Raw genomic sequence first — 21,061 nt, 5'->3', positions numbered from 1 at the left:
TTATTATTTAAATGGATTTCTTTCCTGCCAAGCAACTTCGGGTTCTAGTTTTGGAAAAATTTTTGGAACATGCTTGTTTATTTGTTTATTGCTGTGTTCCATAAAACCGTACATTTTCATTGGTATTGCCCCAACTGAACTCTTAATTTCCAAAGCCGTTCTAGCAAAAATAATTTCTTTAAATCCTTTATTGATCGAATAGGCAATCATGTCATAAAGCATATTCAAATACAGCATTTTTTCTCTTTGAACGGTGTCGTCATAACCTAAAAAATAAGTGTCTATCGTATCGCCATTTTTAATCAATGTATTGAAACCAATAAGATTTCCATCAATAAAATAGCCGTAGAACAAAAATTTGTCTTTCAGAGTTTCTTTAAAAATCCTAAAATGGTTTTTTGTAAGAAAAAAAGTATTGAAAGGTGCATTTTGGGCAACATGATGGTATAAGTCATAAATTGTTTCTTCGTACCGGATTATGTCTTCCAGGTGTAATTTCCTTTTTTCTATTCCTTCTGCTTTTTTTCGGGCTCTTTTGTATTGGTCACGGTATTTTTTCGTCAAGGAATCGATATAATCCTGTTCAGTCCGCCATTCATCCCGAATTGGAAAAGTCATATTGGGTTGAACGCTGTATTTATAGTTTTTTGAAAAAGCATCAGAAGCAAAATTTTCTACATCTTTTTGGGAGTAATCTTTAAAAGTCGTGATGTGCACTTTCTTGCCCATCAATTTAAATTTAGCTTTCAAATCATTAGTCGCTTTTTTTAAGGTTTTAATACCCTCAACAGACGATATGGCATCCGAAAAAACAAATGAATTTTGCCCCGTAAGCATATTATTACCAATGAGCAAAACGTGAGAAGCAAAATTTTTCAGAACAAATTTTCGAACGGAAGCTTTAACACATCGGTCTCTATCTCCAAAAGATTCTAATTTATTTAAATCCAAAAATTGCGAAATAGCGATCCCTACCAACTCTTGCTCCTTAAAAAGCCCAATATAATGACAACTCATATTGATTGGAGCCGACTTCTCCAAAATTTCAAAATACGCTGAGGACAAAAAAATGTTTTCACAGCCCAAATTATCCCAATTTTCAGGAAGTTGGGATTTAGTTTCGTAAATCTTATATGAAAGAGATGTTTTCAAATTGGGTAAGTATATTTTTTCAAATTTAGCCAATTTATATGGAATTGTGATTGAGTTTCTAAGCTGAATTTGAAGCAGAAACATTTGGTGTTTTTTAGCCGGCATCGTCCCGCTTTTCGTTTCAATCTTATAAGCCGAACACCGGCTTATAAGGATTTTCACTATAATCGGGGCTAAAGGGAAAGATTTTGCATTTTACCATCATCTAAAAAAAGAAGAATAGCGATAATCATATTAAGGCTTAGTTTTGAGTTAATAAAGGTTAGTCTCTTAGAAGCTTAGAATCTCAGCATCTTTCCCTAACTTTATAGAAAAGAAATAATTATGCAAACATATACCGAAGAATCAGCTAGCCCCTTTTTGGAAAATTTAAAAGATTGGCATTTCAAACATAATGCGATAGAAAAGGATTTTAAATTCAAGAATTTCACACAGGCACTTGGTTTTATTGTGCAGGTTGGTGTATTGGCCGAAAAGATGAATCATCATCCAGAGCTTTTTAATGTCTATAATAAAGTGAATATCCGTTTGAATACACACGATTCGGGAGGAGTGACCACTAAAGATTTTGAATTGGCCACCCAAATTGAGGGTTTGTTCTAATAAAAAAGCCTTATTTCTAGATGTTTAGAAATAAGGCCTTCTTGTTTTTAGCTTTGATTTATACCCATCCACAGATCAATGATCCTATAATAGTCAAGGTAACAATCCAATATCCAGCATGAATCCAAATGTATTTCCAAGATTTTCTTTCGAATAAACCGTTAATTGCAACTATTGGGAAAGCAAAAAATAAACCAGAAATGAATCCATGTAAAGCACCATGCTTGAAGGTTCTATAAGCAGTTCCATAATCCGCCATGAAAGCTTTAAATGAGGGAAGTGCTTCACTAATTTTCGGTGGACCACCAATCATTCCTAAAGCACCACTTTGATGAATCGTTAGAGAAGATTCGATTATAACTATAAAAAGAGAGAAAATGTAGGTTAATCCAAAAATCTTAAACATATTTCCTTTTTGAAGTTCCTCTTGTGTAAGACCTGTTTCTTTCATCCAGATAGTTCCAAAAACTTTTGGATTATACCAAATAAATCCAACTACTAATGTTGCTAATGCACTTACAAAAATTGCAATCCAATTCATTTCCATAATTTAAGGTTTTAAGGTTATACATCAAAAGTAATTAATTTTTCAATATGTATTTTAAGTTTAAAAATTTACATATAAGTAGTAAAATAATTACTATAACAATAAAAAGATGTATTTAATCGATTATTTTTGTATTTAAGTATGTTTTGGTATTACTTTTGTTTTGTTATACGTGAAAAATAAAGTTTATAAAACGAGCATGGTACTATATACCAATTTAGTTATGCGAATTACATATAACGGATAAAAACAATTAATAGCACCTATGAAAAATATCGTTACATTATTTCTTACTGTTGTCTTTTCAATTTCGTTATTGGCTGAAGTGCCTAATTCTGAGAAAAATATTTTGATAAAATTGTATCAAAGTACAAATGGTGACCAATGGAAAGTTAAATGGGATTTGAACGCCCCAGTTTCAACTTGGCATGGTATTAAAATTCACAGCGATAAAGTAATAGGGATCAATCTTTCCAATAATAATTTAGTGGGGACATTACCTGCTGCAATTACAGATTTGAAAAACTTGGAAGAATTAAATCTGTTTAAAAATCAAATCTCTGGAACAATTCCTGAAAATATTGGAAAACTAAAAAAGTTAAAAGTATTAAACCTTTCTTTCAATAAGTTGTCAGGGACAATTCCGAATTCTATTTGCGAGATACCGCATTTGAATACATTAATGATTTTCATGAATAAGCTTTCAGGAGAATTGCCAAATCATATTGGGAATTTAAAAGAATTAGAAGTTGTGTCTTTATTCAATAATGAATTATCAGGTCCACTTCCTGCTTCATTATATGAATTAAAGAATCTAAAAGAATTGATGCTGAGCAGCAATAAATTTTCGGGACAAATCAGCTGGAATGTCGAAAAATTAAAAGCTTTAGAAAATCTAAGTTTGTTTGACAATAAAATGAACGGACATATTCCTTACACTATTGTGAAATTAGACAATTTGAAAAGTGTTAATTTAGCGTATAATTCATTCTCAGGTACAGTTTCTCAAGCTTTAGCCCAAAAAGAAGATTTTAATCTTAATATGATTAATGAATCTGGTATTGCTTTCAAATTAGAAGTATCAGATAATGCAAAAGGAGTCTTAGCGGCTGATGAATAAGTTTATAAATAGAGTTTAGTAGTTAGAATAGTTAAAATAGTTTTCATGTAGTTTGGCGCAATGGTTTAGTTTTAAACTGTTGCGCTTTTTTTATGTATTTACATTTTATTTACTTTCTAATTTTTGAAAACACTCTCTAAGTTTTTGTTTAAATCAGTCCACTTTTTGCTGACGATTTAAATGAGTCAGTTCAATTTTAAAAGATTAAAAAAACCGTGTCACAGCAATTGTCCTGTTCTTTGTTTTTGGTAGTTTTTGTCCCAAATAATAATACGTTTACGTTGCAGTTAGATTCTTTTTCTTCAAAAAAGTGTAGCCTATAATAACACCGTTTTAGTAGATCTTGGATCTCGCTATTGTGTGTCTTGTAAAATGTAAAGCCCGTTTTGGAAACCATGAGAACCTTATATGGTGAGAATGTAAAAATTAGCGAAATTGATTAGATGTGCTTAGGTTGTTTAAAACGTTATCTTTTAGTTTGTTATGTTTTAATATGGTTTTTCGGATAATTTTATCAGAAAAAAAGTAAAATAAAATTTGGAAGTCTGAGTTTTTAAATTACTTTTGTTCTATCAAATTAGTATAATATAAAATATTCTATATCAGAAAAATTAAGACTTCGAAGTAAATCCTGCTTTTAATAATGCAAAATTTATTTGTGTTTGGTGTATTGTTGCTGTTGATGTTTTTATCTTTATTCCTTTAAAGTTTAATGTAATAACTTCTGGTTATTTGATAATAAATAGTATTGAAAGAGTTAAATAAATTTTTTAAAAATGTCTGAAAACACAAATACAAAGCAATTTGCCATTCATGAAGACTGGACTGTAGTAATCTTAGGCTTCCTGATTATTGGATTGTCGCTTACGGTTTTTCTTCTTCCGGTTCCTGCATTTAAATGGGTGAATTATACGGAACTTATAGAAAATGTTTTTGGTTACGGTAATTTGAAAACAGTTTTGCAACAATTTATATTCTTGTTGGCAATAGGGGGGTTAGGTGTTTTATTGACTGGAAAATCTGTGAAGCATTTCCTGATTGGATTTCCTGCTGTATATTTCTTAACCATTATCGCTTTGATTATTGCAGGAAATGAACAAGTAAAATCATATAATCTGGAAGCTGTTATTTTCAGTCTTTTTATTGGATTATTTATTGGTAATTTCTTTACGCTTCCAAGTTGGTTTCGGACTTCGCTTTCTACGGAATTGTTTGTCAAAATTGGATTAATATTATTAGGGACAACTATTATATTTTCAGATGTTCTTAAAGCTGGTTTTTTAGGTTTAATACAGGCTTTGGCAGTAGTTTTATCGGTTTGGTATTTTGCATTTTGGTTATGCACAAAATTAAAAGTGGACGATGAACTCAAGATGATGATATCCAGTTCGGTTTCCATCTGTGGAGTTTCAGCGGCAATTGCAACATCTGGAGCCATAAAGGGGGACTCAAAGAAACTTTCTTATGTAATCTCAATGGTGTTGATTACTGCAATTCCGATGATGATTTTTATGCCGATTATCGCAAAGTATTTTAATTTTTCGGAAGAGGTGACTGGGGCTTGGCTTGGAGGTAGTATTGATACTACGGGAGCAGTCGTAGCTTCTGGTTCATTGGTGGGGGAAACTGCTTTGAAAATAAGTACGATTGTTAAGTTCTCTCAGAATGTGCTTTTGGGCATAGCAGCATTTGCAATATCACTTTATTGGACTTATACTCATAATACATCAGAGGAGGTAGCGGTTTCTAAACCAACTTTGAGAATTATCTGGGAGCGGTTTCCAAAGTTTGTGATTGGTTTCATAGTTGCTTCTTTGGTCTTTTCTTTTCTAGTTTCAGTAGAAACAAGAGATGTTGTAAAAGAAAGCCTGAAAAACCTTCAGAGTATTTGGTTTGCTTTGGCTTTTACCAGCATTGGTTTGGAGACGAACTTTAAAGATTTATTCAACTCAAATACTAAAAAACCGTTCTATGCTTTTTTAGTAGCGCAGTTGTTCAACGTAATAATTACTTTAATCATAGCCTATATTTTGTTCGGCAAATGATTGTTGAAAATAGACCTTGATACTGATGAGTTTTTTGGTTCTCTGCAGTAAAATTAATTTTGTTTATCATACAAAACAGAGTTAGTTGATTATTTGGTCATACTTGATTTTTTTTTTTTGTAAGTGCAATAATTCAATTTCTTTGAATTGTTGCGCTTTTTTTTGTAAGATATGTATTCGGTATAATTATTCTCATTCAAATTTGTCGATTTTTTTTGTTTGTTAGCGAACTTTTTAATTATTTTTGGATTAATGAAATTTAATAAACCCCCAATGAATAAAAAAATTACGCTAATTTTTATTTTCTTCTTTTCCCTTTCAATTTTTGCTAATATTTCACAGGCTGAAAAGGATGTTCTCATAAAATTAAACCAAGCTACGAATGGTGCTAAATGGATTAATAAATGGGATCTTTCTTTGCCAATGAACAAATGGTACGGAGTCAAAGTCGTTGACGATAAGGTAATTTCTATAAACTTAAACAACAATAATTTGACAGGTCGTATTCCTGTTGAAATTACTACTTTGTTAAATTTGCAAGAATTGAATTTAGGTACCAATTTATTAAATGGTGAAATCCCACTGAATATTGGTAATATGAAGACTTTGCAAATTTTAGATCTTTCGTTTAATAAATTAACGGGTTTTATTCCAGTTTCAATTTGCAATTTGCCAAATTTAAAAACATTAGTCTTAGATCGAAATATACTATCAGGTGAATTGCCTCCACAAATAGGCAAACTTACAATGTTGGAGAATTTATCGTTGTATGAAAATTCGTTTCAAGGACAATTGCCTCTTTCTTTTTATCAATTAAAATCATTGAAATCAGTTTCTTTATATTCTAATAGATTTACTGGGAAATTAAGCCCAGCAATTGGGAATTTGGAATTGTTAGAAAATTTAAATCTTTTTGATAATGATTTCAAAGGGCAAGTCCCTTTAGAATTAGAAAAATTAACCCATTTAAAAAAAATGAATATATCCTATAATTTGTTTTCAGGATTAGTTTCTAACAAATTATCATTATTGGATAAATTGAATATGACTATGCGAAATGAAATAGGAAACGTAGTTTCGTTACCCGTTATTAAAGGGTAATTATTTCATTGCAAAGTTTGAAGTGATTGAAAGTTGTTTGTTTTAATACATTTAGTTAGAATGCCCTGTAAATTCATACATTACGGGGTTTTTCGTTTTTTGTATGCTACAGAATATTAAAATTTCTTCCCTTTATTTTTTGATTATTAAAATATTCTCCATTATTAGCTTGAAAAATTATTTTTTTTCACATATTTAATTCGCTGATGTTGTAGTGATTATATAATTGTGTTAAATTAGTAGAAAAATTAATGTGTTTTTTACACACTCTTCGTTGTAAATAGTTTTTTTTGGAGCTGTGCCTTTCGGATTACTCCTGTTTGATTTTTTTTGATTTGAAATTGCTTGGCATGTGGAATTATTACATGTTATGTTTTTTGAAACAACTTTCTCTGTGATTTAGTAATATTATATATAACTTAATAAATAGAACAATGGCAGAATTAAAAAAACAGCAAACTGCGTTAGGAGACGCAGCAGCGAGACAATTAGCAATTGCAACCCGTTCAGTTCCTCAGATGGGAACAATTACACCAAGATGGCTCACGCATCTTTTGCATTGGGTTCCTGTGGAAGCAGGGGTTTATCGTTTAAATAAAGTAAAAGATGGGACTCATATTGAGGTGGATTGTTCAGCTAGAGATGAACATGAACTTCCTAATACTTTTGTGGACTATATCGATAATCCTAAGGAGTATAATTTGGCCGCAGTACAAACCATTGTTGATGTTCATACTCGTGTTTCGGATTTGTACAGTAAACCATATAACCAAATTACAGAACAATTGCGATTAGCGATTGAAACTATTAAGGAAAGACAGGAAAGCGAGTTAATAAACAATAAAGATTATGGTTTGTTAAGCAATGTGGTTCCTTCACAAATCATAAAAACCAGAACAGGCGCTCCTACACCAGATGACATGGATGAATTGTTGACTAAAGTTTGGAAGGAACCTGGTTTTTTCTTGTTGCATCCGTTAGCCATTGCTGCATTTGGTAGAGAATGTACCCGTCGCGGAGTTCCGCCTCCAACCACTTCTATGTTTGGTTCCCAATTTCTTACTTGGAGAGGTATTCCACTTATTCCTTCGGATAAATTACCTATTAAAAACGGAAAATCTAAAATTATATTGATGCGTACTGGCGAAAGTCGTCAAGGAGTAATTGGACTTATTCTACCTGGATTACAAGGTGAACAGTCGCCTGGCTTGTCAGTTCGTTTTATGGGTATCAACGAAAAAGCGATTGCTTCTTATTTGGTATCGTTGTATTGTTCCTTGGTAGTTACTGTTGATGATGCAATTGCGGTGCTGGAAGATGTGCAAATAGATAAGTATCATGAATACAAATACTAACAATATCGGATTACCGAATATTGAGGATTTGCAGCATTTAGCCAATGAGTTGTTCAGTGCTTTGCCCAACGAATTTCCAAAAGAAATTTCCTTGAGTCCAGATCATAATGAACATCCTCGTGCTACTAAAATAGCTGAAACACTCCTCTCTGCTGCCAATTTAGGTCAAGTCGAAACTGTATTTCCAGTAAGTAACCATGACACTTTATTGGCTCAATCGGGTTTTGGTCCATCTCCAATTCCAAATCTGCCGAAGAATCCTTTGGATTTTTCTCAAACTCCGCCGTCTATGGGAGGTTTTGGTGGATCACCCTCGGTTGCTTCTTATGGAAATATTGCTCCTATAGGTGAATCTCAATATTCTTTTTCGAGTATTCCAAAGCCTAATTTTTTTGAACAAGATTTAAATGGTATTGATACTTCAAAATATGGACTGGGAAGCGGTGAAGTGCCGTTTGCAATAGGTACAGGCAATAATGTCAATATGGAAGATCCTCAGACGGGATTTTCTGATTTGAATTTAAAGAATAAAGAAGAATCATCTTATTTGCCATTTGAATATGAAGGGTCTTCTTTTGAATCTGAATTAAAAGCGGCATTGGATTTGGTGAACACCAGTTTTGGGGTTCCATTGGAAAAAGGGTCAGTTGGATTAGAACAAAATAGCAGTTACTATTTTTTGGATCAAAACCCGTTTGCTTTTGATTCCAGAAAACCTGCAATTTCATCTGTTGTTCCTATTCAATCACAATCCAGAAGCGGATGGGTTGGATCTAATTTTGATGCTAATTTGATCAAAAAAGATTTTCCGATTTTGAGTGAAAAGGTAAATGGAAAACCATTGATTTGGTTCGATAATGCGGCAACCACACAAAAACCAAAGTCAGTTATTGATCGCGTTGCCTATTTTTACGAACATGAAAATTCTAATATTCATCGTGCAGCACACGAATTGGCGGCCCGTGCATCGGATGCTTACGAAGCAGCACGCGAAAAAGTGAGAGTGTTTCTGAATGCGGGTTCTGTTAACGAAATTGTTTTTGTTAGAGGTGCAACAGAAGGTGTTAATTTAGTAGCTGAAAGTTGGGGAAATCATAATCTGGTGGCTGGCGATGAGATAATTGTCAGTCATTTGGAGCATCATGCCAATATTGTTCCTTGGAAGCGTTTGGCCGATAAAAAAGGCTTGAAATTGAGAGTGATTCCGGTTGATGATGATGGACAAATTTTACTTGATGAATATGCTAAATTGTTAAATTCTAAAACGAAGTTGGTGGCGTTTACGCAAGTATCCAATGCGTTGGGAACTGTGACGCCGGCAAAACAAATGGTTGAAATGGCTCATACTGTTGGAGCCAAAGTACTTTTGGACGGTGCACAATCTGTTTCGCATATGAAAGTAGATGTTCGTTATCTCAATGCCGATTGGCTTGTTTTCTCGGGACATAAATTGTTTGGGCCAACGGGTATTGGTGTTTTGTATGGAAAAGAAGATTTACTGAACGAAATGGAACCGTATCAATCTGGCGGGAATATGATTCAAGATGTGACTTTTGAAGAAATCAAATATCATAAAGCGCCCAATCGTTTTGAAGCCGGAACCGGAAATATTGCCGATGCGATAGGACTTGGCGCTTCAATTGAATACATTTCGAAAATTGGAATTGAAGCGATTGGACAGTATGAGCATTATTTGTTGGAATATGCCACACATTTACTCAAACAAATTCCGGGAGTAAGATTGATAGGTACTGCAGCCAACAAAGCCAGTGTGCTTTCGTTTACTTTGGAAGGTTTTACTAATGATGAGGTTGGAAAAGCATTAAATAGGGAAGGTATTGCGGTACGCACCGGACATCATTGTGCGCAGCCTATTTTAAGAAGAATGGGTGTGGAAACCACAGTTCGTCCTTCATTGGCTTTTTACAATACTTGTCAGGATGTAGATGTGTTTATAGAAACCCTCTGGCGATTAAAAACAGATAAATAAATAGCAAAGCCTCAGGATTGTCCTGAGGTTTTTTGTTTGATTTAGTTGCTCTTTTGGATGTAAATTAAAGTAAATAATTTATGAAAATTTTAGACACTTAAATACCATTAGGAAAGGTTTAATTAATTAGCTTTGTTATAAACTGATAATTTAACGGACGTTATTATGTCATTTTGCTATTTTTAGAAGCTTTAACAGAGAATTCAACGGATTTGAAGTTGAATGATGAAAATTAATTTAACCACATTTTAATCTTAAATAATATGGTAGTACAGTATCAAGGAAAACAAAACGGAATCCCGACAATATTCACTCTAAGAATCATCGGAAACAATCTATCAAAAAGTAGTTCGAATTACCAAATTGATTTATTGATAGGAGACAAACAGTTGCCAGTTTTTACGACATTAATTCATCAGAGTTTGTCTAATTGTTTAAAAGAGATTTACTTATTTGGAAAACATAACGGTATCAAGTTTGATGCTTCTTCAGAGAAAGTTGCACCTAAATTAGTTCCTTATGATTTGGTTTTATTCAACGCTCACAAGCAGGGTTTGTTTGCAGCATAAACCAATTCCTTTAAATGCATAAAAAATGACTGTTCGTAATTGAGCAGTCTTTTTTTTTGTATGCGAGTTTAGGTAAGATCGCTAAATTCTTAATTTTATTCCATAATAAAAGCTTCAGATTTCTCTGAAGCTTTTCTAGTAGCCCCTAACGGGGCAATTTTCGAATCATTTTATGGATAATATAAAGAAGTTGAAGAAAAGAAGTAATTCAAAATTTTCTGATTTTCCAAGAAATGATGAGTTAATACACTTATGGTACAGTTTGTAAAACGTTTTTAGAGAATCATTAAGTTTTAGAAGAAGAAATAGCCAACAGATATTTGAAACACTCCGTTTTTATTCTCAATAGAAGAATTATCTAAATTATTAATATCAGTTAATCCCAGATTATATCTTACACCAAAATTAAGTCCGTTGTCAAGTTTATAGCCTAAGCCAAAATTAACACCAAAATCAAAAGTATTAAACGAATCTTTCACATTTGTCTTTTCATTTTTAGCAGAAAGTAAAAAACCAATTTGCGGTCCGGCTTCAACACTTAATCCTTTTGTTAAATAATATTTTCCCATTAAAGGAATGTTCAGATAACTTAAGGCAATCGTATTATCAGCGAAACCATATCCCTGACCAGAATACATTAATTCAGGTTGGAAAGAAAATTTATCCGAAATGGGAATTTCTGATAAAACACCAAAATTAAATGCTGTTACGAGATCAATACCTTTGGTATTATCTCCGCTGATTGATGCAAAGTTTAAACCTCCTTTAGCGCCAAATTTAATTTCTTGGGCATTAACATTTGTAAATCCTAAAACTGTAACAACAGCTAGTAATAAAAATTTTTTCATAAAAATTGTTTTGAATTATTTGAATCCAAAATTCGTTTAAGAAAAATTAAAAAAGGTTTCAAAAGCTTAAAACTGTATAAATTGGTACTTATTTGCTGGTGTTTTTATATTCGTTTGGCGTTTGACCAGTAACTTTTTTAAAGGCTTTATAAAAAGTCGTTTTTGAAGTAAAGCCAGATTCTAATCCCATCGTCAACAAATTATAGTTTTCATATTCAAAATTTGAGATCATTTCTTTGACAGCTTCAACCCTATAGTTATTTATGTAATTGGCAAAGTTGTCTCCTGTTATTGTGTTTATAATTTGTGAAACATATCCCGCGCTAATTCCTAATTTTTCAGCAACTTTTTCTCTGTTTAATGTACTGTCAGTATAAATGTGCTGATCTTTGCAAAGTATTTCCAGTTTTTGAAAATAAAGATTATCCGCCGTGATAGATTCCCTATATTCTTCTGGTCTGTTTTCTACAATTTGCAAATTGGAATACGAAATGGCTAAATCTTCATTTAGAAAATTGTGGATGGCATCTTTGTTTTTGGCAAGTTTGTATTTGTAAATGCCAATATAAGCTGTCCAATGAATTATGAATGTTGCAGATAGAGCCAAGACGTTCATAGTAGGAGAAATATCATATTGATGAAATCTGCCGGCTAGACAGGCAATAAGGTAAGCGAATAACAATGAAGAAACAATTGTTAATAAGGTAATTATCCATTTTTTTTCATGTAAATTTTTTAAATGTCTTATCATAAAATAAGAGTAAATCGGCAGGAAAGGGATGAATGTAACACCTAAAGTAAGATGGATCAGACCGAGTATTTCGAACAGACCGTTGCTTGACTCAGGAATATTATAAATTCCTGCAACACGATCAAGATCGTATGTAATATTAAGGACAGCGGAATAGGTAAATGGGATAAAACATAAATAAATTTTTTGTTTGCTTTTTACAGTATCATCAATCCGGTTTATAATAAAAAGGAATATGAAAGTAGGTATCAGAAATACCCATTCGACGTTTTGAATAAAGCGCAGAAAAGGATAGGGAGTAAATGCTTCTTGAATCTCAAAAACATGATTCAGTAAAATAATTGAAAGTGTAAATAGTAAGTATGCCAGATATTTATTTGAATTACTATTGAATAAGGAAGACTTTAAAATAATTAAGCCTAAGATTATTCCCTGAAAAATCGCAATATTTAAAAGTGTTGTATAAATCAATTTTTTAGTATAAAAGTTGTTTTTAAAATTCGCTTTGGAATATCATGGTAATTAGTCATTTTCAAAACATAGTTTATTTCGTAAGAATTTATAAGGCGAATTTATATTAATAGTAATGACTTTTCTTAATGGATTAAGAAATGATTAACTAAAAGGATTGTTAATTTGTATAAAAAAATATCTTAAGGATTTTTTTAAGAGTCTAATCTGTAATGGCTGTTACAAAAATATTTCTGGATTTCTACCTGTTGAAATATTACTGCATAAGATTAGATTTGTTCAGTTTTAATGAATTGAAACTTTATCTGTTTTTTCTACCTATTTTTTTACGATGCGAATCAACTTAATTATTTGAAATTTATATGAAATTAAATTTTTTGGGTTTTACTGTTGAGATTTTCTCTGCGGTATCTGAATCTGAGTAATTTTTGAATTGGCTCTCTCAAGAAATATGTAATTTGTTAGAAAGAGTGAAATATATGTAACAAAAAAAAGCTCCAGATTTCTCTGAAGCTTTTCTATAGGGGAGTGGGACTCGAACCTGTGTCCGCCGTGGCAGATATGAGCCCGACGATTTACATATTATTATTCTATTTATACTTACTCAAATCTAGATTGAGAATAGTACCTACTCTGCTAAACTCTTCATTAATCTTTGCATTCAAGATTAGTTGTTCATTCTTTATTGGATGATTAAAAATTAACTGATGTGCATGAAGCATCATTCCTTTGAGGTCATAATTCTCCAACCATAATTTATTTTGTTTGTTACAACCATGTGGTCGACTTCCTAAAATGGGATGAAAAATATGTTTGAAATGTTTGCGTAATTGATGCATACGTCCAGTTTCAGGAATCGCTTCTACCAAGCAATATCGCGATGTTGGTTTATTATTAAATTCTAACTCAACTTCGGCATTTTGCAATCGATGAAAGTATGTTATTGCATTTTGTGTAACGTCATCATCATTGGTTAAATCATAATCAATCGTTAGTTCTTCGGGTGACCAACCACGTAAAATGGCTAAATATTTTTTTTCGACTTCGCGTGTGGCAAAACGATCATTCATGATTTTCAAAACTTCTTTGTCCAATGCAAATAACAAGATACCAGACGTTTTTCGGTCTAACCGATGAATCGGATAAACGTGTTGCCCTATTTGATTTCTCAATTCTTGAATAGCATAAACTTTTGCATCGCGCGCATAAAATGATTTGTGAACCAACAAACCACTTGGTTTATTAATTGCTATAATATATTCGTCTTGATAAAGTATTTCTAACATTTGGAAAAAATAAAAGAGATAATATGTATTGTTTAATAAAAATAAATACAAACAAAAAAGCCTCACATTTCTGTGAAGCTTTTCTAGTAGCGGGAACAGGACTCGAACCTGTGACCTTCGGGTTATGAGCCCGACGAGCTGCCTACTGCTCTATCCCGCGATGTGCGTTTTGTAATCTCAATAAGGCTACTTAGTAGCGGGAACAGGACTCGAACCTGTGACCTTCGGGTTATGAGCCCGACGAGCTGCCTACTGCTCTATCCCGCGTTGTTTCGGGTGCAAAGATACGCCGAATTTAGAGAAAAACAAGGAAAACTTTAAAAAATGTTTTATTTCCTGTATTGACTTGATATGTTTACCTTTGCACTATAAATTAAAGTAGAAATGTCACATAAAGCAGGTTTTGTAAACATCATAGGGAATCCAAACGTTGGGAAATCAACGTTAATGAACGCCTTTGTTGGTGAAAGGTTATCAATTATTACGTCAAAAGCACAAACAACACGTCATAGAATTCTTGGAATTGTAAATGGAGAAGATTTTCAAATGATCTTGTCGGATACTCCTGGAATCATCAAACCGGCCTACGAAATGCAGGAGTCGATGATGAACTTCGTGAAGTCTGCTTTTGAAGATGCCGATGTTTTGATATATATGGTAGAAATTGGTGAACAGGAACTGAAAGACGAAGCTTTTTTTAATAAAATTATTCATTCGAAAATTCCAGTTTTGTTATTATTAAACAAAATTGACAATTCGAATCAAGCACAATTGGAAGAGCAAGTGGCTTTTTGGACTGCCAAAGTTCCAAATGCAGAAATTTACCCAATATCTGCTCTGCAAAATTTTAATGTTCCTGAAGTTTTTCAAAGGATTATTTCTCTGTTGCCAGAATCACCAGCGTATTACCCAAAAGATCAATTGACAGATAAACCGGAGCGTTTCTTTGTTAATGAAACAATCCGTGAAAAAATATTATTGAACTACAGCAAAGAAATTCCATACGCAGTAGAAATCGTAACTGAAGAATTTTTTGAAGACGAAAACATCATCCGAATTCGTTCTTTGATTATGGTGGAACGCGATACTCAAAAAGGAATTGTTATTGGTCACAAAGGTGCTGCCCTGAAAAAAGTGGGAATGGATGCTCGTATAGATTTGGAGAAATTTTTCGGAAAACAAATACACATCGAATTGTATGTGAAAGTGAATAAAAACTGGAGAAGCAACGCGAATATGTTGAAGCGTTTTGGTTATAATCAATAAATGTTGATTTGGTAATTCGGTTATTTGTTTAATCGAATGTTGGAATGTAAAGTCCGAAATAAAATAAATATAAAATCAGTATTGGAGTTTTTCTCTAATGCTGATTTTTTTTTAGCCCAGATCTAAATGGAAACCCCGCAGTGAAAAAAGGTTGTTGTTCCTGTGGTTGCTGAGCGACTGGAAGAAGCTCGAGCAAGCGCATTGGAACAACTCCTTTTTTGAACGAGGAGTTGCAATGGAGAGCTGGATTGGCTACTAATTATTCAGATTCTAGGATTTCTAGAAATACTTTTTCGATATCGTTCATTTGTTTTTCGCCGTTGCTTCGGATTTGTTTGGCAACTACATAAAGCAGAAACCACGAGAAAATCATGAGGGACATCACGACAAAATCACCTGTTGTGGATTTTTTCAGAATATAGTCAGAGTAGGCGATTCCACAAAAGATGATGAATGTTCCTGCTACCATAAAATGGAGGAACATGAAAAATGTCCATAAATTGGGGTCGGGACCAAACAGGCCTCGGATATGGGTTTGATTTTCACCTTTGGATTCCATTTCTAAGTGCAAATGTGGTGACCAATATGCTTTTTTCTGTCCTTTGATATTAATCCAAATGTGGTATTCTTTTATTTTTAAAATGTAGTCTGGTGATTTTGTGGTGGTGAAATGAATGAATTTTTGTCGTAGTGAATCGATGTCCTGATTGACTTCTTTGTAGAATCTCAAGCGCAAACGAATCTCATTATTGGCATCCATAATTTTAGAAATGAATTGGTTAAGTGATTAAGGTGTGGCGAATATACCAAAAAAATTGATATTCATGCTTTTATACACTACCTTTGCAGGCCGAAACTGGGAAGCAGTGTTCGGACAAATAAATATTTGAATTTATATTATGAATAATATTGTTGCGATAGTAGGAAGACCTAATGTAGGGAAATCAACCCTTTTTAATAGGCTGATACAAAGAAGAGAAGCTATTGTAGATTCAGTATCTGGGGTTACCCGTGATAGAAACTATGGTAAAAGCGAGTGGAACGGAAAAGAGTTTTCTGTGATTGATACGGGAGGATACGTTCGAGGATCGGATGATGTTTTTGAAGGTGAGATACGTAAACAAGTAGAGTTGGCTATCGACGAAGCCGATGTTATTATATTTGTGGTGGATGTTGAAGAGGGGATTACTCCGATGGATGATGTTGTTGCCCGTTTGTTACGTAAAGTGACTAAGCCCGTTTTATTGGCTGTAAACAAGGTGGATAATGCCATGCGTGAGAAAGACGCTCTTGAGTTTTATAACCTTGGTTTAGGTGAATATTTTACATTTGCCAGTATTTCAGGAAGTGGAACGGGAGATTTATTGGATGCTTTAATTGAAGCTTTTCCAGTGAAACCAGAACCGGTTCAAGAAGAGGTGGTTTTACCTCGTTTTGCTGTAGTAGGTCGTCCTAATGCTGGAAAATCTAGTTTTATCAATGCATTAATTGGTAAAGAACGTTTTATGGTAACTGACATTGCGGGTACTACTCGTGATGCTATCGATACAAAATTTGACCGTTTTGGTTTTGAATTCAACTTGGTGGATACTGCGGGAATTCGTCGTAAAGCGAAAGTGAAGGAAGATTTGGAGTTTTACTCTGTAATGCGTTCAGTGCGTGCAATTGAACATGCCGATATTTGTATTTTGGTTATTGATGCCACTCGTGGATTTGAAGGACAGGATCAAAGTATTTTTTGGTTAGCCGAAAAGAACCGTAAAGGTGTTGTAATCCTTGTGAATAAGTGGGATTTGGTTGAAAAAGATACTATGTCAACTCGTGATTACGAAGAGAAAATTAAAAAAGAATTAATGCCATTTACGGATGTGCCTATTCTTTTTGTTTCGGCTTTGACAAAGCAACGTTTGTTGAAAGCATTGGAAGCGACTGTTCAGGTTTTTGAAAACAGAAAGCAGCATATTGCAACATCTAAATTCAATGAATTTATGTTGAAAGTAATTGAAGCATATCCGCCACCTGCAACCAAAGGAAAGTATGTGAAAATTAAATATTGTATGCAGTTGCCAACACCAACACCTCAGTTTGTGTTTTTTGCCAATATGCCACAATATGTTAAAGAACCTTACAAACGTTACCTTGAAAATAAAATTAGAGAAAAATGGGACTTTTCAGGAGTGCCAATCGATATTTATATTAGAGAGAAGTAAAAATAAAAGTAAAAGGATTTGTTTTGGCTTATGAAGTATAAAGTCATATTGAGAACATAATCTTTTTGAATTGATAAAATTAAACCGTTCATATCTGAGCGGTTTTTTTGTTTTCAATAATTAGCAATTTTAGAATAGATAATTTAAAGTTTTTGATAACTATAATAGAATTAAATCGAAAATAAGTTTTATTTTAAGTAGTATTAAGACTGCTAAAATAATAATATTACGTATTTTAACAGTATAATGTGTTTTTTAACGTTGTTTTATGATAAATTTGTCTTAAATTAAATAATAAGAATTATGAGAAAGATTATATTAGGAGCTATACTGTTATTTAGTGTAATGGGGTGTTCGGAAGATAGTGCCAAACAAGATGAGGTTGCTAATCAAGAAACTTCTATGAATATTCATCTTAGTGCACAAAAATCTAATATCACAGGAAAAGACGTAAAACGAGGAATACTTCCTGTTACAGTAAATTTGGTATATATTAGTGTACAACCTTGGAGTCAGAACGGAATTCACGGGGACGGTGAAATTGACGTAACTAGGCTTGCAAACACATTTGTTTTTAATATTGTTTCAAATGATAGTGATGGTGCTTCTGATGGGTTTGAAATAAGAAATTTTAGTACAGGAATTTCACAATTTACTGTTACTGCACATTCTGACAACATAAATATTCCAAACGTCAAAGCTTATGGTTCTTGTGTGGGTGAATCTAGCATATTATCCGTGAATGATTTATTCATAAAATGGGAAGCGAAGCCTGTTGCTATTAATTATACATCAGATGTACAAACAATAGATGTAAAAGCGGGAATAAATACGCCTGTTTTTTTTACGTTACTGCCAATAAATGGCCGTGTGATAGCCGTATTTCAATTATCGGATGAATTAAAAGATTGGAATTATAGTGCAAAGGTTCAAACATTAAATGATAGTGGATTATTAAATTCAGGTCTTATAGATGTTGATAAAACTCATAACGGTGTAACTTATCTTGATGGTTTGTTCGTTAATGAAGATAATTCATCACGAACTCATACCATTACTATTTTTGATGATAAGGGTGAAAAAGTTGCTGAATACCCTGTTGCTATTGACGTAACAAATGGAGAAAGCACTAATACGATATACACGATACTTTCTGATCAAATTCCAGAAAGCAATAAATTGCAAACAACAATATTGGTTCCTGATTTCAAATCACCACCAGCAAGTGAAAAAAGTATTTAATTAGTTTAAATGAAAGTCCCGAATTTATCGGGACTTTTTTTTTGCCTGCTTTGAAAGTGTGATTTCTTAGTGTACTAAGTTTTTCTTAGAATTATCTTGGTACCAATCTTTAAATTTTTTATTTGTTTTGTATTCCTCATCATGCAAAACGATAAAGATCAAAAGCAGTAGTAAGCTCACGCCAATGAAGTACAGACCCATTAAAACTGGAAAAAATAGTTTTGTTTGACAAAGTGCTGCAAAAACTACAAGATAAATTGTGGTTAACCACATCAGTTTAATTGCAAAATTTTTCATGACCTTAACTTTTCTAATAAAGTTACGGTCTGTTTTTACAAAATTTAGTTAATTGATGAATAATCTATTCTTAAAATTGAATAGATAATGCTATAAAATTTTGGACTACTTTTTTTATAAAATTATATCAGTTTGAGTAAAACTCCCAAAATAGCAGCGATGCAGATAATATGAGGTTCTTGTATTTTTTTTATATAAATCAGAATTAGAACGGTTCCTGTGGCTATCAATGCTGTGGGTATGTCAACAATGGTTCGGGTGGTAATAACAATTACCGCACCTACCAAAGCACCAATTACTCCGGCAGTTATTCCATCGACAAAAGCTTTGATGCTCTTATTTTGTGAAATCTTTTTAAAATAAGGAGCAGGAATAACGGTAAATAAATAACAAGGCAAAAAGACACCCAAAGCAGCAACAGTTGCTCCCGCAAATCCAGCGACTAAATATCCTATGAAGCCCACAGTAATAACAACGGGACCGGGAGTTATCATGGCTACAGCAACTGCATCGACAAATTGATTTTCTGTTAACCATCCATACTCATTAACTACTCCTGCATGTAAAAAGGGAACAATAGCCAATCCGCTTCCAAAAACAAATGCTCCAGCTTTAGTGAAAAACCAAGCTATTTCCCCTAGTTTTCCAAGTTCAATTGTCGAGAATCCTGCCGTTGTCATGAAAAACAAGGAGGCTATTTTAGGTCTTTTAATCCATTCTGGTGGAGCTTTTACTGCCATGTATACAAAGCCTAAAAGGACAAATAGCAGTACTTCTTCTTTTTGTGTAACTACTGTAAGAATTGTAGAAATTATATAAAACAACCAAAGTAACCAATTGTTTTTAATACCTGAAATTTCAAATTTGCTGATGGATTTAATAGTAAGCTTGTAGGAACTCAAAATAATTATGCCAATTACTGCTGCACTTATACCGTAAAAAATAGCTTGCATCCAAGGTAAACCGCCATACGCTTGGTAGGCAATACCTAATAAAACAACCATTATGAAAGAAGGGATGACAAATGCCAATCCAGAAAGTGTAGCTCCTAAAACACCAAAGTGAACGAACCCAATGTAAATTCCTAATTGGGCAGCCAAAGGACCTGGTGCTAATTGTGATAAAGCTAGTCCTTCTTTAAAGTCGGTATCGTTAATCCATTTTTTATCCTCGACCAAGTCGCGATGCATGTAACCAACTAAAGCAACGGGACCACCAAAACCTGTTGTGCCCAGTTTGAGAAAGTATTTTATTAGATCAAATAAGGTATAATTAAGTTTTTCGGTACTCATGTTCGTTTTGTTTTTTTGAATGGTTTGGTTCAAAAGAAAAGACATTGTGTTTTCATAAAAAACGAACAAAAGAAAAATGAGCTGATCAACTTTACTCTGAAGTTGGACTTCTTTAAGCTTAATTGGTCTCAGTTTTATGCTTCTCTTTCAGTTTTATTTTATGAAAAAAAGTAAACCTTATAATGTCTCGATTAAAATAATCAACACCACTTGGGCGTTGTTGAAAACTGTTTAAATAACCCAATTCTAATGCAATATTTTTGTTGATACCATATTGTAAAGCAGCATAAATTCTGTTTTGATCAAAAGTGTTTTTATCAATATTTTCTCCAGCATTAATCATTATTTCATCATAAACAATGGCTTTCAAGTACTGACTTTCTTTTTTCCAACAAGAATATTCACCTTGAAGACGGTATCTAAATCTCCAATTGAAAGTAGTTCCCGGTTGCAAGCCATCTTTATTGGCATTGTGAAAAAACCGTTCTTCCACTTGAAACCGTTGGCCCAATGTTATGTTGCCATAATCGTGTTTCCAAATAATGTCCTGTTGTCCTCTGTATTCTGGGGTCCTAAAATCATTAGTGACTTCAGGAACTTGAGTAGCAACAGAGAAATAGGATACTCCAACACCCAAATCTATGTCTTTATTGATTTTATATCGTCCGACGATTCGAACTAAATATAAATTCTCCTCGAAAGGACTTATAAAAACTCGATTGTCAAATTCAGAATGAATCGACCATTTGTTGTTTAATGTCAATTGGTTGCTATAACGTGTCCAAAGCAAACTTTGATGATCTACATTTTTTTCGGTTTGTGCTTTGCAAACAAGACTTAGTAACAAAAGGCAAAAGATTCTGATGGTTTTCATGAATATTTTTCAATTTGCCACAAATTTACATAAACTCTACAG

The 21,061-nt window shown here is 33.0% G+C and carries 19 protein-coding genes and 2 tRNA genes; 10 read left to right on the top strand and 11 right to left on the bottom strand.

Annotated features, from left to right (window positions below):
- Positions 1-3: 3 nt before the first annotated feature.
- Positions 4-1,152, bottom strand: a complete 1,149-nt coding sequence (locus J2W95_RS03220) for a peptidogalycan biosysnthesis protein (protein ID WP_310004264.1) — start codon at positions 1,150-1,152, stop codon at positions 4-6.
- 324 nt (positions 1,153-1,476) lie between these two features.
- Between J2W95_RS03220 and J2W95_RS03215 the strand changes: the two genes are divergently transcribed.
- The gene (locus J2W95_RS03215) at positions 1,477-1,755 is read left to right on the top strand and encodes a 4a-hydroxytetrahydrobiopterin dehydratase (protein ID WP_310003885.1); all 279 of its coding nucleotides are present in this window, start codon (positions 1,477-1,479) and stop codon (positions 1,753-1,755) included.
- 58 nt (positions 1,756-1,813) lie between these two features.
- Here J2W95_RS03215 and J2W95_RS03210 read toward each other — a convergent pair whose 3' ends face one another.
- On the bottom strand, positions 1,814-2,302 hold the full coding sequence (locus J2W95_RS03210) for a DUF1761 domain-containing protein (protein WP_310003883.1): 489 nt from the start codon (positions 2,300-2,302) through the stop codon (positions 1,814-1,816).
- A 265-nt stretch (positions 2,303-2,567) separates the two neighbouring features.
- Here J2W95_RS03210 and J2W95_RS03205 point away from each other — a divergent pair, with 265 nt between their 5' ends.
- The 6 genes from J2W95_RS03205 (at position 2,568) to J2W95_RS03180 (ending at position 10,482) form a co-directional block, all read left to right on the top strand.
- Positions 2,568-3,422 carry a leucine-rich repeat domain-containing protein gene (locus J2W95_RS03205; RefSeq protein ID WP_310003882.1) on the top strand — a complete coding sequence of 285 codons (855 nt, stop codon included), beginning with the start codon at positions 2,568-2,570 and terminating at the stop codon, positions 3,420-3,422.
- 776 nt (positions 3,423-4,198) lie between these two features.
- Positions 4,199-5,467 carry a YeiH family protein gene (locus J2W95_RS03200; protein WP_310003881.1) on the top strand — a complete coding sequence of 423 codons (1,269 nt, stop codon included), beginning with the start codon at positions 4,199-4,201 and terminating at the stop codon, positions 5,465-5,467.
- Between the two features lie 273 nt (positions 5,468-5,740).
- Positions 5,741-6,568 carry a leucine-rich repeat domain-containing protein gene (locus tag J2W95_RS03195; RefSeq protein WP_310003879.1) on the top strand — a complete coding sequence of 276 codons (828 nt, stop codon included), beginning with the start codon at positions 5,741-5,743 and terminating at the stop codon, positions 6,566-6,568.
- 434 nt (positions 6,569-7,002) lie between these two features.
- Positions 7,003-7,923: a family 2A encapsulin nanocompartment shell protein gene (locus tag J2W95_RS03190; protein ID WP_310003877.1), complete on the top strand. Its 921-nt coding sequence runs from the start codon at positions 7,003-7,005 to the stop codon at positions 7,921-7,923.
- A complete protein-coding gene (locus J2W95_RS03185) occupies positions 7,907-9,913 on the top strand; it encodes a family 2A encapsulin nanocompartment cargo protein cysteine desulfurase (RefSeq protein ID WP_310003876.1) in 2,007 nt (668 codons plus the stop codon). Before J2W95_RS03190 ends, J2W95_RS03185 begins: the two co-directional genes overlap by 17 nt.
- A gap of 263 nt (positions 9,914-10,176) precedes the next feature.
- Positions 10,177-10,482, top strand: a complete 306-nt coding sequence (locus J2W95_RS03180) for a hypothetical protein (RefSeq protein WP_310003874.1) — start codon at positions 10,177-10,179, stop codon at positions 10,480-10,482.
- Between the two features lie 293 nt (positions 10,483-10,775).
- Here the strand turns inward: J2W95_RS03180 and J2W95_RS03175 are convergent, their stop codons facing one another.
- From J2W95_RS03175 to J2W95_RS03155, 5 genes are all read right to left on the bottom strand, one after another.
- A complete protein-coding gene (locus tag J2W95_RS03175; protein ID WP_310003873.1) occupies positions 10,776-11,330 on the bottom strand; it encodes a porin family protein in 555 nt (184 codons plus the stop codon).
- 88 nt (positions 11,331-11,418) lie between these two features.
- Positions 11,419-12,081, bottom strand: a complete 663-nt coding sequence (locus J2W95_RS03170) for a helix-turn-helix domain-containing protein (RefSeq protein ID WP_310003871.1) — start codon at positions 12,079-12,081, stop codon at positions 11,419-11,421.
- A gap of 1,061 nt (positions 12,082-13,142) precedes the next feature.
- Complete coding sequence (locus J2W95_RS03165; RefSeq protein ID WP_310003869.1) at positions 13,143-13,838, bottom strand: pseudouridine synthase; 696 nt, start codon at positions 13,836-13,838, stop codon at positions 13,143-13,145.
- 87 nt (positions 13,839-13,925) lie between these two features.
- Positions 13,926-13,998: transfer RNA gene (locus J2W95_RS03160), tRNA-Met, on the bottom strand.
- A 34-nt stretch (positions 13,999-14,032) separates the two neighbouring features.
- Positions 14,033-14,105 (bottom strand) — tRNA-Met (locus J2W95_RS03155).
- A 117-nt stretch (positions 14,106-14,222) separates the two neighbouring features.
- On the opposite strand from J2W95_RS03155, the gene era reads away from it, so the two are divergent.
- Complete coding sequence (gene era / locus J2W95_RS03150; protein WP_310003867.1) at positions 14,223-15,104, top strand: GTPase Era; 882 nt, start codon at positions 14,223-14,225, stop codon at positions 15,102-15,104.
- 259 nt (positions 15,105-15,363) lie between these two features.
- On the opposite strand, the gene J2W95_RS03145 is transcribed toward era, so the two are convergent.
- On the bottom strand, positions 15,364-15,864 hold the full coding sequence (locus J2W95_RS03145) for a hypothetical protein (protein ID WP_310003865.1): 501 nt from the start codon (positions 15,862-15,864) through the stop codon (positions 15,364-15,366).
- 139 nt (positions 15,865-16,003) lie between these two features.
- Here J2W95_RS03145 and der point away from each other — a divergent pair, with 139 nt between their 5' ends.
- Together der and J2W95_RS03135 are read left to right on the top strand one after the other, a co-directional pair.
- On the top strand, positions 16,004-17,314 hold the full coding sequence (gene der / locus J2W95_RS03140; RefSeq protein WP_077370732.1) for a ribosome biogenesis GTPase Der: 1,311 nt from the start codon (positions 16,004-16,006) through the stop codon (positions 17,312-17,314).
- Positions 17,315-17,617: 303 nt separating this feature from the next.
- Positions 17,618-18,556 (top strand): hypothetical protein, encoded by a 939-nt coding sequence (locus J2W95_RS03135; protein ID WP_310003862.1) that lies wholly within the window; start codon positions 17,618-17,620, stop codon positions 18,554-18,556.
- Positions 18,557-18,622: 66 nt separating this feature from the next.
- On the opposite strand, the gene J2W95_RS03130 is transcribed toward J2W95_RS03135, so the two are convergent.
- The 3 genes from J2W95_RS03130 to J2W95_RS03120 all read right to left on the bottom strand — a co-directional run bounded on the left by J2W95_RS03130 (position 18,623) and on the right by J2W95_RS03120 (position 21,019).
- Positions 18,623-18,853, bottom strand: a complete 231-nt coding sequence (locus J2W95_RS03130; RefSeq protein ID WP_310003860.1) for a hypothetical protein — start codon at positions 18,851-18,853, stop codon at positions 18,623-18,625.
- 122 nt (positions 18,854-18,975) lie between these two features.
- Entirely contained in the window at positions 18,976-20,145 is a 1,170-nt protein-coding gene (locus J2W95_RS03125; protein ID WP_310003858.1) for a chromate transporter, read from the bottom strand.
- Between the two features lie 118 nt (positions 20,146-20,263).
- Positions 20,264-21,019: a DUF2490 domain-containing protein gene (locus J2W95_RS03120; protein ID WP_310003856.1), complete on the bottom strand. Its 756-nt coding sequence runs from the start codon at positions 21,017-21,019 to the stop codon at positions 20,264-20,266.
- Positions 21,020-21,061: the final 42 nt, after the last annotated feature.

Source organism: Flavobacterium granuli, from assembly GCF_031456055.1.
Classification (GTDB): Bacteria; Bacteroidota; Bacteroidia; order Flavobacteriales; family Flavobacteriaceae; genus Flavobacterium; species Flavobacterium granuli_A.
The sequence above is the reverse complement of the archived record's forward strand: the minus strand, read 5'-3'. Positions and strand labels throughout refer to the sequence as shown.

Bases quoted from the DNA above. Each gene is read 5' to 3' on its own strand.
- J2W95_RS03215 (WP_310003885.1), top strand. From the start codon at position 1,477: ATGCAAACATATACCGAAGAATCAGCTAGCCCCTTTTTGGAAAATTTA.
- J2W95_RS03210 (WP_310003883.1), bottom strand. From the start codon at position 2,302: ATGGAAATGAATTGGATTGCAATTTTTGTAAGTGCATTAGCAACATTA.
- J2W95_RS03205 (WP_310003882.1), top strand. From the start codon at position 2,568: ATGAAAAATATCGTTACATTATTTCTTACTGTTGTCTTTTCAATTTCG.
- J2W95_RS03200 (WP_310003881.1), top strand. From the start codon at position 4,199: ATGTCTGAAAACACAAATACAAAGCAATTTGCCATTCATGAAGACTGG.
- J2W95_RS03195 (WP_310003879.1), top strand. From the start codon at position 5,741: ATGAATAAAAAAATTACGCTAATTTTTATTTTCTTCTTTTCCCTTTCA.
- J2W95_RS03190 (WP_310003877.1), top strand. From the start codon at position 7,003: ATGGCAGAATTAAAAAAACAGCAAACTGCGTTAGGAGACGCAGCAGCG.
- J2W95_RS03185 (WP_310003876.1), top strand. From the start codon at position 7,907: ATGAATACAAATACTAACAATATCGGATTACCGAATATTGAGGATTTG.
- J2W95_RS03180 (WP_310003874.1), top strand. From the start codon at position 10,177: ATGGTAGTACAGTATCAAGGAAAACAAAACGGAATCCCGACAATATTC.
- J2W95_RS03175 (WP_310003873.1), bottom strand. From the start codon at position 11,330: ATGAAAAAATTTTTATTACTAGCTGTTGTTACAGTTTTAGGATTTACA.
- J2W95_RS03170 (WP_310003871.1), bottom strand. From the start codon at position 12,081: ATGATAAGACATTTAAAAAATTTACATGAAAAAAAATGGATAATTACC.
- J2W95_RS03165 (WP_310003869.1), bottom strand. From the start codon at position 13,838: ATGTTAGAAATACTTTATCAAGACGAATATATTATAGCAATTAATAAA.
- era (WP_310003867.1), top strand. From the start codon at position 14,223: ATGTCACATAAAGCAGGTTTTGTAAACATCATAGGGAATCCAAACGTT.
- J2W95_RS03145 (WP_310003865.1), bottom strand. From the start codon at position 15,864: ATGGATGCCAATAATGAGATTCGTTTGCGCTTGAGATTCTACAAAGAA.
- der (WP_077370732.1), top strand. From the start codon at position 16,004: ATGAATAATATTGTTGCGATAGTAGGAAGACCTAATGTAGGGAAATCA.
- J2W95_RS03135 (WP_310003862.1), top strand. From the start codon at position 17,618: ATGAGAAAGATTATATTAGGAGCTATACTGTTATTTAGTGTAATGGGG.
- J2W95_RS03130 (WP_310003860.1), bottom strand. From the start codon at position 18,853: ATGAAAAATTTTGCAATTAAACTGATGTGGTTAACCACAATTTATCTT.
- J2W95_RS03125 (WP_310003858.1), bottom strand. From the start codon at position 20,145: ATGAGTACCGAAAAACTTAATTATACCTTATTTGATCTAATAAAATAC.
- J2W95_RS03120 (WP_310003856.1), bottom strand. From the start codon at position 21,019: ATGAAAACCATCAGAATCTTTTGCCTTTTGTTACTAAGTCTTGTTTGC.